The sequence below is a fragment of the Luteimonas sp. R10 genome (assembly GCF_045689605.1).
Taxonomy (GTDB): domain Bacteria; phylum Pseudomonadota; class Gammaproteobacteria; order Xanthomonadales; family Xanthomonadaceae; genus Luteimonas.
Window position 1 is genome coordinate 2,311,074 of record NZ_CP141262.1, and the last position, 12,626, is coordinate 2,323,699.

Genomic DNA, 12,626 nt, shown 5'->3' on the forward strand with positions numbered 1-12,626 from the left:
AGCACTCCGACCCCGGCTCCTTCATCGGGGACCGTGACGCAGTTGCCGTTCTCGCGGTCGGTGCCGATGGCAGAGTGTTCGCGCCGCGGGAAGCGCGGCCTAGCGCTTCCGCACTCATCACGCGACCAGGGGGATCCACGTGAGCATCAGTCAACGCATGCCGCTTTCCAGGCTCGGAAAGGCGGCCAAGGTCCTGGGCGCCGCCTCGTCCATCTTCGTGCTGGGCGTCGCCGTGCCCGTGGCCGCGGTGCAACGTCCGGCTGCAAGCTTGCAGTGGCCGGCAGAGCCGCCGGCGCGGATCTGCGGCAACACCGCGCTGCTCGCCGGGCCGGAGGCGCCTCCCGACGGCGCGGTGGTCGTGCCGGCGGGGGACCATAGCGGCTTCGACTTCAACCGCCCCGGCGCGACCTTCTGGTTCGCGCCAGGCGTGCACACGCTGGGCGACGATCTCTACGGCCAGATCATCGCCCGCGACGGCGCGACCTACGTCGGTGCTCCGGGCGCGGTCATCGACGGGCGCAACCGCAATCTCTACGCGTTCACCGGCCGCGCGCGCAACGTCACGATCCGCCACCTCACCGTCCGCAACTTCGGCCGCGGCCTGGACAACAACAACGAGGGCGTGGTGAACCACGACGCCGGCGACGGCTGGCTGATCGAGTACAACACCATTTCCGACAACGACGGCGCCGGCGTTTTCCTCGGCAGCGACAACACGGTGCGCTACAACTGCCTGAAGGACAACGGCCAGTACGGATTCAGCATGTACAAGCCGCCGGTCGAGGGCGATTCGGCGATCAAGAACATCGTGCTGGACCACAACGAGATCGCCGGCAACAACACCGACGACTGGGAAACCCTCGAGCCCGGCTGCGGCTGCACCGGCGGCGGCAAGTTCTGGGACGTCGAGGGCGCGCGCGTCACCCACAACTGGGTGCACGACAACAAGAGCGTCGGCCTGTGGGCGGATACCAACAACATCGACTTCCTGTTCGAAGGTAACTACATCGCCGACAACGACGACGAAGGCATCTGGTACGAGATCAGCTACAACGCCACCATCCGCGGCAATACCTTGCTGAACAATGCCTGGGTGAAGGGCCAGCGCAACCAGGGATCGCCGGCGCCCGCCGTGTACCTGTCCGAGTCGGGCGGCGATCCGCGCCTGTCCAGTGCGGTGTCCGGTGCCGCCAAGATCCGGGTCCACGACAACTACTTCGAGAACAACTTCTCGGGCGTGTCGATCTACGAGAACCCCAACCGCTTCTGCAATTCCAACGGCAATACCAGCAAGGGTTACTGCACGCCGCTCGTGCGTCCGACGCTGATCCCCGGGCCGCACGACTACGATTACGTCGATCCGATCAACGCCGGCCACCCGTGCTACGCGCAGATCGACAGCGAACCCTATCTCACGGACTGCCGCTGGCGATCCCGCGAGATCGAGGTGACCGGCAACGAGTTCCACTTCGATCCCGGGGTCGTCCCCTGCGCGGGCGCCGGCTACTGCGGCGTGCAGGCGCTGATCGCCACCGGCGCCGACAATCTTCCCTGGTCGCCCTATACGGTCGCTGGCGTGCAGGACGAGGTGATGTTCAACGCCAACAACAGGTTCGCCGGCAACCACTACTACGGCCCGTGGAAGTTCGCCAAGCGCTGGGGCGAGCGCATCGGCTTCGCCGCATGGCAGGCCGCGCCGTACCTGCAGGACGCGGGCAGCACCAGCGACCAGGGCGGCGGCGGTCCCGGCCCGACCGGGAACCTGGTCGACCCGGACACCGCGACGCTGGAGGGTTCGCTGGGCCTGTGGAACGGCTGGTACGGCGCGGCCGTCGCCCGCAGCGCGGAGCAGGCGCACGGCGGCAGCCACGGCCTGCGGGTGGAGATCGCCGATGCCTACTGGGGCGTGGAGGTGGCGAACTATCCGGGCTACGTCGCCTCGCCCGGCGCCAAATCGGTGAGTGTCTGGGCCAGGGCAGGCACCGGCGTGCCCGTCAACCCGAGACTGGTGCTGGACTGGCGTGCGGAAGATGGACGCGTGCTGGCTTCCAGCGTCGTCGCGTTGCCGGCCTCGAGCGCCGATTGGCAACAGGCGAGCGCCACCGTGGAGGCGCCCGCGGGCACGAGTTCGGTGCTGGTGGTCCTGGTCGGGTCGGGGAGTGCCGGCACGTCGTTCCACCTCGACGACCTGAGCATCGAGGCCGTCCAGCCCTAGCGCGGTAGGCGGCCGGGTGTAAGCGGCCGGCCTGCGGGCGCCATTGCATCAGGCCGGCAGCGGTTGCCGGGGCGCGGCGGGTGCCGCGGTCTCGGCCAGCAGGGCATCGACCAGGCGGTCGACCTTCGCCTGCGCCGCGGCGACCGATGCGGCAAGGCGTTCGCCGCCGAACTCCTCGTTCTCGATCGCGATGCAGCGCAGGTCGTGGATGCCGATGAATCCGAGCGCGGTGCGCAGGTGCGGGTCGAGATGGTTCATATGCGCCAGCGGCCCGCCTTCGTCCATGCCGTATCCGCCGCGGGACGACAGCAGGACCACCCGTCGCGGCCGGTCGGTCAGCAGCGGCACGTAAGGGTCGTCGCCGCGCGAAGGGTCGAACACCACGGTGCGCCCGATGCGCACGATGCCGTCCATCCACGCCTTGAGCGGCGCGGGCATGCCGAAGTTGTACAGCGGCGCCCCGATCACCAGCAGGTCGCTGTCGATCAGTTCGTCGACCATGGCGTCGCTGTCGGCCAGCCGCTCGGCCATCCACGGCTCGCGCGCGTCGCGGCGGGTGAACTCGGCGCGGATCCAGTCGTGGTCGACCAGGCGCGGCGGGGCGGCGCCGAGATCGCGGTAGCGCACCGGGTCGTGCGGCCGCGCGGTACGCCAGCGGGCGACGAAGCGATGGGTCAGGGCGCGGGTGTGCGAACCGTGCGGGTCGACGCCACGACGGCCGGGGCGGGCGCTGGCGTCCAGGTGCAGCAGGCGGGTCATTGCGGGCTCCTCATTAGGGTTAGGATCGTTCACGCGTCGTGCGATGTGGAGTACGCTAGGGGCCGTGGTTGCATACGACAAACGATCTTTTCTTCGGGAATGAATTAGAAAAATTCACTCATGAGCCGTCGCCTGCCATCCCTGTCGGCGCTGCGCGCGTTCGAAGCCACCGCCCGCCTGGGCAGCGCCAAGCACGCCGCGGGAGAGTTGTCCGTCACGCCGGCGGCGATCAGCCACCAGATCCGCCAGCTCGAGGACGAACTCGGCCATGCGCTGTTCGTGCGCCGGCCGCGCCAGTTGCTGCCGACGCCGCAGGGTCAGGAACTCCAGCGTGCGCTGACCGGGGCGTTCGGCGCGATCGCCGCCGCGGTCGATCGCGTGCGCGCGCCGCAGCGGCGCAGCCTGACCCTGAGCGCCACGCCGGCGGTGGCCTCGCGCTGGCTGCTGCCGCGCCTGCCGCAGTTGCGCGAGGCCTGCCCCGGCCTGGACCTGCGCATCCATGTCTCGCACGAGCCGGTGCCGCTGGACGGCGTGGAGGCGGACGTGGCGATCCGCTACGGCAGCGGCCGCTGGCCGGGGCTGCTCGCGTGCAAGCTGTTCGACAACGTGTTCGCGCCGGTGTGCAGCCCCATGCTGGGGCTGCGCGACCCGGGCGAGCTGCCGCGCCACACCCTGCTGCATTTCGCGCCGCCGGGCGCGCGCAGCGCGCCGGTCGACTGGCCGGCCTGGCAGCGCCAGGCACGCGTGGCGGACCTCGACGCCGAAGCCGGCCCCGTCTTTTCCGATGAAACCCACGCCATTTCCGCCGCGCTCGCCGGGCAGGGCGTCGCCCTGATGAGCCTGGCCCTGGTCGCGGACGAGTTGCGTGGCGGTTCGCTGGTGCGCCCGTTCGGCCCGGAATTGCAGGCCGAGCCGTTCCACCTGGTCCATCCCGAGCACGTGCGCGAGGACTGCTGGCTGACCACCCTGCGCGACTGGGTCCTGGCCCTGCCGCCATTGGCCTTGCCGACGCAGCGAGCGCTGACGGCGGTCCGGCACGGCTGACTGCCTCGCCTTAACGTCGACTGTGCTACCGAATACGGACGCCCCGACCGGAATGCGCCTCATGCGAAACGCCACCCGCCGCCTGCTTCTTCTCCTCGCGTTGCTCGCCTCCGCGCTGGCCTTGCCCGTGCTCGCCCATCACGGCTGGAGTTCCTACGACGCCGAGCAGGTCATGCGCTTCGACGCCGCCCTGGCCGAAGTGCGGATCCGCAACCCGCATGCCGAGGTCGCCGTCGATCACGACGGAGAGCGTTGGCAGGTGGTGCTGGCGCCGGTCGCGCGCATGACCTCGCGCGGCCTGGCCGACGACGCGCTCGTCGTCGGCAAGACCATCACCATCGAGGGCTATCCGCGCCTGGACGGCACGCGCGAGCTGCGCGCCGAACGCATCGTGGTCGACGGCAAGACCATCGAACTGCGCTGACCGCAGGCGTTCGGGCCGCATGGATCTCGCGCCGTTCGCGGCCGCGCTGGAAGCGTCGGCGCTCGGCACATGGATGCGGGGCGGCTGGAGCTACGCGCTGGTGAACGTCGCGCACCTGGTCGGATTGGCGCTTCTGGTCGGCCCGATCGTCCTGCTCGACCTGCGGCTCCTCGGTTTCGGCAAGAGCTTCGCGCCGGAGGCCGTCTCCGTCGCGCTCATCCCGTTCGCCATGGCCGGGCTGCTGCTGTCGGCGGCGAGCGGCATCGCCCTGTTCGCGGCCGACGCCACGGCGCTGATCGGCAACCGGCTGATGCAGTTCAAGCTGCTGGCGCTGGCCCTTGCCGTGGCCAATGCCGCGCTGTTCCGTTTCGCCTTCGCGCGCCACCTGCCGCACTGGGACCGCCGGGGGCGGCTGTCGGCACGCGCGTCGGCGCTGCTGTCGATCCTGCTGTGGTCGGCGATCCTGGTGGCCGGGCGCCTGATCGCATACGTCTGATCGGCACCGGCTTGGAGCGGCGCCTGCCCGCGCTTCATTCGCGATCGATTGCAGGGTGCGGCCGCGGCGTGTTCAATACGTGGCCCGGTTCGAGGACGTCAATACCCGTGGAATCCGATCACGCCGAACGTGCAGAACCGCCCGTGCTTTCGCCCGAGGAATCCCGCGTGCTGGGCTGCCTGGTCGAAAAGGAAGCGACCACGCCCGACATCTATCCTCTGACCGTCAACGCCGCGCAGGCGGCCGCCAACCAGAAGACCGCGCGCGACCCGATGATGGCGCTCGATCCCGGCACGGTGCACCACGCCCTGCGCCAGCTGGAGCAGAAAGGGCTGGCCAAGCAGGTGTTCTCCACGCGCGCCGAGCGCTACGAGCACCGCGTCGGCGCCTGCTTCAGCCTGCCCCAGCAGCAGGTCGTATTGCTGGCCCTGCTGCTGCTGCGTGGCCCGCAGACGGTCCATGAACTGCTGGCGCGCAGCGAACGCCTGTGCGGGTTCTCCGACGCCGAGGACGTGCGCCACCACCTCGATCGCCTGGGCCAGCGGCAACCCGCCCTGGCCGTGCTGGTGCCGCGCGGCCTCGGCCAGCGCGAGGACCGTTACGCCCACCTGCTCTCGGGCCCGGTGGACACCGATGCCATCGCCGCGCGCGCGCCGGCGCGCGCCGCGGCTGAAACGCCGGCCTCGACAGTCGAGGCGCGCTTGCTGGCGCTGGAAGCCGGAATGGCGGAACTGCGCGAGCAGATCGCGAAGCTACGCGCAGGATCGGACGGCGGCTGAAACGCCGAAAGGGGAGAGGGTCCGGGTCGAAAACGACGGATCGCGATGCGCTCCGGCCCGAGGCGAGCTCGTCCCGCCTCAATGTCCGCGCTTGTGGAAGTACACCTGCTCCGCCGCCCAGCGCAACGGCGGCGAGTGCAGCAGCAGGTCGAAGGGCCAGTCGAACTGCAGGCGGTCGTAGGCCCAGCGCAGGGCGCGCTTGGCGCGAAAGCGCGGGGCGGCGTCGATGGCGACCTGTTCCGGCGGCGGTCCGCCATCGCGCAGGTGCGCGGCGATGGCGCGGCCGACGCTCCAGCCGTGCTCCCATGCGGAATGGATGCCGCCCGCGGTGACCGGCGAGACGATGCCGGCGGCGTCGCCGACGAGGATGGCGCCGTCGCGGGCCATGTCGAAAACGGGGCCGCTGCACGGGATCAGCCCGGCACGGGTATGCCCCGGCCTCAGATGGCGCGGCAGCCCACCCGCCTGGCCGACGCGCAACAGGAAGCCGTCGATGTCGGGCACGCGCGCGCGCGACGGATCGTGGCGCAGCGCCAGGCCGGCCTGGACGCCGGTGGGACTCTGTGCGATCCAGCCGATGTAGCCGGGCGCGTAGCGCTTGCTGACGAAGCAGTGCAACGCCTCCGGCCGCGCCAGGGTGGCGCCGGGGAACTCGTATTCGACGCCGTAGAGGAACTGCCGCACCTCGCCCAGGCCGCAGCGCCGGGCCACGCGCGAGCGTGCACCGTCGGCGCCGACCAGGTAGCGCGTGGCGCCCACGCCGTCCACCCGCCAGCCGTGGGCATCGCGTTCGGCCGCGGTAAATGCGCTGCCCAGGCGCAGGTCCACCCCGTGCGTGCGCAGCTGCCCTGCGAGCCAGCGCATGACGGCCGGCGTATCGGTGGTGAGGAAGTAGTAGCCCGGCGCGGCCAGGGCGACCTGCTTCAAGCTCGGTGCGTACAGGCGCACCTGTTCGATGCGCCGCGTCATCGCGGCGGGAATCCGGTTGAGCAGGGTCCGCTCGGCGGCTTCCTTCACGATGATGCCGGTGGTGCGCAGCTTCTCGCCGGGGTCGCGCTTGCGCTCGAGTACGCACACGCGCAGCCCACGCTGCGCGGCGGCGATGGCGCAGGCGGCACCGGCGAAGCTGGCGCCCACCACGACGACATCGGGAGTGGAAGAGAGTGTCGCGTTGTCCATCGGCGCTCCGGGGAAGGAACGCCGCGGACGATATCGATGCCGTGCGAAGCCGTGACGGGGGGAATGTGAAGCGAGTTTGAAGTCGCGGGCGCCGTCGACGTGTGCATGGCCCACAGCATGCGGCGTACGTTCCGTGGTCCTCGTTTCCGCCCCCCGTAGAGCCGAGCTTGCTCGGCTGCTCTCGACGCGGGCCCGGCGCCGGCGCCGGCGCAGCGGAGCAAGCTCCGCTCTACGGCGGGGTTTACCGCGCGGGCGGTCGCTTGCCGCGCTCAGTCGGCGTCGGCGACTCTGTTCCGGCCAGCACCGAGCCGGGGCAGGCCGGCCCATCGAACCAGTCGACGACGATCGGTGCCAGCACGTCCAGCCGCATCGGCAGGCCGAGATGGTCCTCGCCCGGCACCTCGAGATAGCGCGCATGCGGGGCCGCGGCGGCCAGCGCGCGGCCGTGCGCGACCGGGACGTGGCGGTCGGCGTCGCCGTGCACCAGCAGCGCACAGGGCACCTGCGCGAGCGCCGCGCCGACGTCGACGGCGTCGAGCGGCAGGTCCAGCGTCGCGCCGGCCTGGTCGATCGCCGCGTCCAGCACCGCAGCATCCAGCCGCCAGTGCATCCACCGCCGTGCCATCCGCTCGCTCCAGGTGGCAGGGCCGTTGTCGAGCATGTGCGGCACCATGTCGCGGATCGCGGTGCCCGCCACGGCGAACGACTCCAGCGCTACGACGCGCTCGGCCCGCAGGCGCGGATCGGCGGCGGCGAAGATCGCGGTGGCCGCGCCGTAGGACACGCCGAGCACGTGCAGCGGCCCGACGATCTCGCCGCGCGCGCGCAGCGCGGCCACCACGTCGACCACGTCCGCCGCCTCGCGCGTGCCGTAGCCCGACGGCGCCCGGCCGGAACGGCCGTGGTTGCGCAGGTCGATCGCGATGGTGCGGTATCCGGCCTCGCCCAGGCGCAGTGCCCATGGCAACAGCGAATCGCCGTTCATCATCCAACCGTGCAGCAGCACCACGGTGCCGCGCGGCGCCGGCGCGGGCACGGCCGGCACGTCGAACTCGAGCGTGGGGAAGGTGTCCCCCCGCGTCCGGTCGTGCGGCCAGGTCGCGCGGAGGCGATAGTCCCCGGGATCGATCGCGCGCCAGAACACCGGCACGCCGGCCCTGGTGGTGACCCGGCCGCTCCGGTCCGGCAACCGCGCGAATGCCGCGTCGAGGCGCGCGGCCGGCAACAGCGGGGAGGTGCCGTCGGGTGCGATCAGGTGCCCGGCCAGCGATGCGGACAGTCCCGGCCATGACGAGAAGCCCGCGGCGAGCAGGCAGGCGGCAAGCGGAACGGCAAAGCGCAGCATTGCGGATCGTCTCGGAAACGGCCGCGCAGACTAGCGGGTGCGCCGGGCGCGCTCTATCGCAACACGATGACACTGAGATGACAGGAACCTGTCCGTTCAGGATCGAGGCCGGGAAAGACCGTGCCGAGTCCGATTCCGGCGGTGCGGCCGACGGCGACTTGCGCCCCGAACAGGGGAGGCGGCGGCCTTAACGCTCCTTCCCGTCCAACAGGATCCCCGGATACCAGCCGCTCTCCGCGAGGAAGGCCTTCGGATCCTGCATCCGCAGAATCTCGCGCAGCGCCCGGCGCTTGTCGGCGGCGCGCCGGTAGTAGGCCTTGACGATCCGGTAGCCGACCCAGTAGCCGAGGTCGCCCGGCTTCTCCACGCTGCTGTTGTCGAGCCATGCGCTGGTGTCAGTCTTGTTCATGTCGGTCTCGAACGCGGTTTCGATCTCCAACTCGCGGCCACGCGTCAGTGCATCGAAATGCGAGTACGCAACGTTGCCGGACGCCAACTCGGCCGCGAACTCGGCGGCGCCTTCGACCAGGGAGCGCTCGAGCACCGTCGGTTGCTCGAGATCGGCCGTCTCCGGCGCCAGCTGCACGTGCGCGTACTCGTGCGCGATCACGTGCACGAACCGGTCCTCCAGGTCGGGATTGAGCCACTCCACCGCGCACAGGGCCTCGAGGCCGATCTGCAGGCCGGTGTCGGGGTAGCCGATGCCCACCGGCTTGCCGCGGCCGACTGCGATCGTCACCGGCGGCAGGTACGCCTCGGGATACAGCTCGCCGAGCGTGTGCAGGGCCCGGCTCAACCGCTGGCGCACCTGCGGCAGTACGCGCATGCAGCGCTTGGCGCCGGCATACAGGTCCGGCCGCTTGCCCAGGGTGTCGGCGATCCTGGCGCCGGTGATGTCGCGCCGCTTGGCGAACTGGTGCAGGCCTTCGGAGCCCGGATCGAGATAGTCGCGCTGCAGCTGTTCGGCGGTGGGCTTGCCGTCGGCGGCGTCGTAGATGCGATAGAAGCGTTCCACGTCCTCGATCACGACCGCCGGCGATGTCGCCGCGCCCGCGCCGGCCGCGGGTGTCTCCTGTGCCGATACCGATCGGGTTGCGCAGGCCAGCACGGCGAGCGCGAGCAATGGGGCGAACGATGCGGTCGGATTCATGAGCGTGCGCAGTCTCTGGTGTGGAAGAACAGGCTTGGATCCGACTATTCCCGGGCCGTGTCGAAGTTCAACTCTGGCCGCTGTCGCAAGCCCGATGAGCCGTCGACGAACTTTGCCGGATGTCCGGATCGGCTTGCCGATGCGGCGGAGGCAACATCGCTTGCCGAGGAAAGCTGATTGTTGCTGGATCCATCGGCTACCGCCCGAGCGGGAAGGCACCATGTCGAATGTCACAGGCGTGTTTGGCCTCTGCTTTGCAAGGATCGGGGTTCGAATAGGCATTGCAGGAAGTCGTGCGTGAGCAAGCGATGGGCGAAGTGGGGTTGGCTGTTGGCGATGGCCGGTCCGGCCGTGGTCCAGGCGCAGGCCGATCTGACGGCACTCGACCACGACATGGCCGGGCCGCGCGCGCAGGTACTGGTGCTGGGCACGGTGCATCTGAGCGGGATGCCGGAGGACTTCCGGCCCGAGTCGCTGGACCCGGTGCTGGACCGGCTTGCCGCGTTCAATCCGGACGTCATCACCATCGAAGCGATTTCCGGTGAGGAGTGCGACCTGGCCGCCCGGCATCCCACCGTGTACGGGAGCGATTACTGTGCCGATACCGACGCGGCAAAGGCCGCGACCGGACTGGACGTGCCCGCCGCCATCGCCGCGGTGAACAGGACGCTCGAGACCTGGCCCGAGCAGCCTGCGTCCGCGCAACGGCGGCAACTTGCCACGCTGTTTCTGGCCGCCAACGATCGCGCATCCGCACTCGTGCAATGGCTGCAACTGCCCGAATCGGAGCGCCGCGCGGGCGATGGGCTGGACGACGCGCTGGTGGCGTCGCTGAACCAGCTGGCGACGCGCAACAACGAGAACTACCAGGTGGGCGCGCGCCTGGCCGCGAGACTGGGCCTGCAGCGGATCCATGCCGTCGACAACCACACCGGTGACAACGTCGACGTCGCGGATGTGCAGGCGTTCGGCCAGGCGATCGAGCAAGCCTGGGATGCGGGCAGGGCGGAATTGAACGCACGCGTGGAGCAGGAACGGGCCTTGTCGCAAGGCCGTGACCTGCTGCCGCTGTACCGCTACATCAACCACCCGGAACACCTGAGGGTGCTCGCCGACGTCAATGCCGGCGCCGCCATGCGGGCGAAGTCGCCACAGGATTACCCGCAGATCTGGGTGGCGGGTTGGGAAATCCGCAACCTGCGCATGGTCGCCAACATCCGCGAGGCGTTCCGCGAACGCCCCCGCGCACGCGTACTGTCGATCGTCGGCGCCTCGCACAAGCCGTGGTTCGACAGCTGGCTGGGGCAGATGCAGGGCGTGGAGATCGTCGACGCGAGGCAGGTACTGGAGTGACCGGATGCCGCCGCTGGTCGGCAGCGTCGCGGGCGCGGCTGTGCGGATCCGGATAATGGCGCCGACGCAGGTGCGATGGGTTACCGCCGCCCCTTTTCCAGCCACGCCCGGCGCTGACCGGCGTCCAGGAACGTCCAGGCGACGAACCGGCTTTGCTTGCTGCCCTGTGCCATCGCCACCTCGCGCACGTCCCGCGCGCCGGCTTTCCGCAGCTGTTTGTGCACGTCGGCGACGTGCTCGGACTTCGAGACGAGCGTGCTGAACCACAGCACCTGGCCCGGGATGCCGGCGCTCTCCCGGACCATGCGGCGCACGAACGACGCTTCGCCGCCGGTGCACCACAGCTCGTTGGCCTGGCCGCCGAAGTTCAGCGACGGCGTGGATGCGTGCGTCGCGCCTTGCGCAGCAGTCCTGTCGAGCTTGCGCCACTTGCGCCGGCTGCCGCACGCGGCGTCCTGCGCGGATGCATGGAACGGCGGGTTGCACAGGCTCAGGTCGAAGCGCTCGTCGTCGTGCACCACGCCGGCGAAGAGGCTGCCGCGCGCGGGCTGGTGGCGCAGCTCGATCGCCTGGCCCAGGCCGTTGGCCTGCACGATGGCGGCTGCCGCGCGCACCGCCGTGGCGTCGATCTCGGTGCCGACGAACTGCCAGCCGTAGTCGGCGTGGCCCAGCAGCGGGTAGATGCAGTTGGCGCCCACGCCGATGTCGAGCACGCGGATCGCGGGCCCGCGCGGGATGGTCCCGCCGCCGTCTTCGGCCAGCAGGTCGGCCAGCCCATGCAGGTAGTCGGCGCGGCCCGGGACCGGTGGGCACAGGTAGCCGTCGGGGATGTCCCAGTGCGCGATGCCGTAATCGAGCTCGAGCAGCGCGCGGTTCAATGCGCGCACCGCATCCGGATTGCCGAAGTCGATGCTGGTGTCGTCCGCCGGCGAGGTGACGAGGAACTCCGACAGCGCCGGGGATGCCTGCGTCAGTCGCGTGAAGTCGTACCGGCCCTGGTGCCGGTTGCGGGGGTGCAACGAAGCGCGCGTCTTGGCGGGTCTTCCGGGTGGAGGCTTCATGTGCCGACTGGATTGGATACGAAGTGAAGCGAAACGGGCGGTTGAACCTGAGCTTCCCAGCCCGCTTGGCACGTCTTCCCGTTTGAAAAGGGGATCGAGGGGCGCCTTGGCCGTGGCTTTGCCGGGCGGCGAATGGATCCCCCGACTCCATTCTGAAGGACGGAGTGACGAACAATCGCATCGAGCGGAGGAAACCGGGGGAATCCCATGGGCAGAGTACTGCGTTCGGCCCATGTGGCGGTGATTCGCGCTGCCGGCCGATCCGCCTGGACCTCCGGTTTCCGGGCGGCGTCGTTGCCCACTGCAGCACCGGCTACGAGGCAGGCGGTATCCGCAACCTGCGCGTGAACGCCGAGCGCGGCTGGTTCGAACTCGACCCCGCGTTCTTCTGCAGCGGCAGCCGCGGTCGCCGGCGCTAGCGCTCCAGGAAGCGCTCCTGTTCAAGGACCGCGAGGATCCGCGCCTCGTCATAGCCCTCGATCTTGTGGCCGCCGACGAGCAGCAGCGGCACCGAGCGCGCGTTCAGGGCATGCGCCTGTTCGAGGAAAGCCTCGTCGGCGTCCAGCTTCCGTTCGTCGTAGGCGACGGCATTCTCTTCCAGCAGCGCCCTGGTGAGATTGCAGAACTGGCAGGTGGACAGCGAATAGAAAACGACCTTCCTGCCGTCTTCCGGGAGGTAGGCGCTGTAGTCGCCGGTCTGCACGACGGCGGAGGACGGCGGAGCGCGCAGCTCCTGGTAGGCGAAGCCGGCGCCGGCGCCGGCGAGCACGCAGACGGCGACGGCGATCAAGTGGATTCTTTTCATCGGTCGGCCCGGCGGC

At 70.1% G+C, this 12,626-nt stretch carries 12 protein-coding genes; 6 read left to right on the forward strand and 6 right to left on the reverse strand.

The genetic code is table 11. The features are described from left to right. The first annotated feature begins 157 nt into the window (after positions 1-157). Positions 158-2,215 carry a right-handed parallel beta-helix repeat-containing protein gene (locus U3649_RS09995; protein ID WP_407351187.1) on the forward strand — a complete coding sequence of 686 codons (2,058 nt, stop codon included), beginning with the start codon at positions 158-160 and terminating at the stop codon, positions 2,213-2,215. A 48-nt stretch (positions 2,216-2,263) separates the two neighbouring features. Here U3649_RS09995 and U3649_RS10000 read toward each other — a convergent pair whose 3' ends face one another. Beyond that, positions 2,264-2,974, reverse strand: coding sequence for an FMN-dependent NADH-azoreductase (locus tag U3649_RS10000; RefSeq protein WP_407351188.1), 711 nt, complete (start codon positions 2,972-2,974; stop codon positions 2,264-2,266). Between the two features lie 120 nt (positions 2,975-3,094). Here U3649_RS10000 and U3649_RS10005 point away from each other — a divergent pair, with 120 nt between their 5' ends. From U3649_RS10005 to U3649_RS10020, 4 genes are all read left to right on the forward strand, one after another. Beyond that, positions 3,095-4,018, forward strand: a complete 924-nt coding sequence (locus tag U3649_RS10005) for a LysR substrate-binding domain-containing protein (RefSeq protein WP_407351189.1) — start codon at positions 3,095-3,097, stop codon at positions 4,016-4,018. A gap of 61 nt (positions 4,019-4,079) precedes the next feature. Beyond that, positions 4,080-4,442, forward strand: a complete 363-nt coding sequence (locus tag U3649_RS10010; RefSeq protein ID WP_407351190.1) for a DUF6152 family protein — start codon at positions 4,080-4,082, stop codon at positions 4,440-4,442. A 19-nt stretch (positions 4,443-4,461) separates the two neighbouring features. Next, positions 4,462-4,938 (forward strand): hypothetical protein, encoded by a 477-nt coding sequence (locus U3649_RS10015; protein ID WP_407351191.1) that lies wholly within the window; start codon positions 4,462-4,464, stop codon positions 4,936-4,938. A 107-nt stretch (positions 4,939-5,045) separates the two neighbouring features. Continuing rightward, positions 5,046-5,717 carry a DUF480 domain-containing protein gene (locus U3649_RS10020; RefSeq protein ID WP_407351192.1) on the forward strand — a complete coding sequence of 224 codons (672 nt, stop codon included), beginning with the start codon at positions 5,046-5,048 and terminating at the stop codon, positions 5,715-5,717. Positions 5,718-5,795: 78 nt separating this feature from the next. Here the strand turns inward: U3649_RS10020 and U3649_RS10025 are convergent, their stop codons facing one another. From U3649_RS10025 to U3649_RS10035, 3 genes are all read right to left on the reverse strand, one after another. Next, positions 5,796-6,896 (reverse strand): NAD(P)/FAD-dependent oxidoreductase, encoded by a 1,101-nt coding sequence (locus tag U3649_RS10025; protein ID WP_407351193.1) that lies wholly within the window; start codon positions 6,894-6,896, stop codon positions 5,796-5,798. Positions 6,897-7,137: 241 nt separating this feature from the next. Continuing rightward, positions 7,138-8,241, reverse strand: a complete 1,104-nt coding sequence (locus tag U3649_RS10030; RefSeq protein ID WP_407351194.1) for an alpha/beta hydrolase — start codon at positions 8,239-8,241, stop codon at positions 7,138-7,140. Positions 8,242-8,428: 187 nt separating this feature from the next. Further along, positions 8,429-9,391 (reverse strand): DUF2268 domain-containing putative Zn-dependent protease, encoded by a 963-nt coding sequence (locus U3649_RS10035; RefSeq protein WP_407351195.1) that lies wholly within the window; start codon positions 9,389-9,391, stop codon positions 8,429-8,431. A gap of 336 nt (positions 9,392-9,727) precedes the next feature. On the opposite strand from U3649_RS10035, the gene U3649_RS10040 reads away from it, so the two are divergent. Beyond that, the gene (locus U3649_RS10040) at positions 9,728-10,744 is read left to right on the forward strand and encodes a DUF5694 domain-containing protein (RefSeq protein ID WP_407354590.1); all 1,017 of its coding nucleotides are present in this window, start codon (positions 9,728-9,730) and stop codon (positions 10,742-10,744) included. Between the two features lie 80 nt (positions 10,745-10,824). On the opposite strand, the gene rlmF is transcribed toward U3649_RS10040, so the two are convergent. Together rlmF and U3649_RS10050 are read right to left on the reverse strand one after the other, a co-directional pair. Next, a complete protein-coding gene (gene rlmF, locus U3649_RS10045) occupies positions 10,825-11,805 on the reverse strand; it encodes a 23S rRNA (adenine(1618)-N(6))-methyltransferase RlmF (protein WP_407351196.1) in 981 nt (326 codons plus the stop codon). A 415-nt stretch (positions 11,806-12,220) separates the two neighbouring features. Continuing rightward, positions 12,221-12,610, reverse strand: a complete 390-nt coding sequence (locus U3649_RS10050) for a glutaredoxin family protein (RefSeq protein ID WP_407351197.1) — start codon at positions 12,608-12,610, stop codon at positions 12,221-12,223. Positions 12,611-12,626 lie beyond the last annotated feature (16 nt).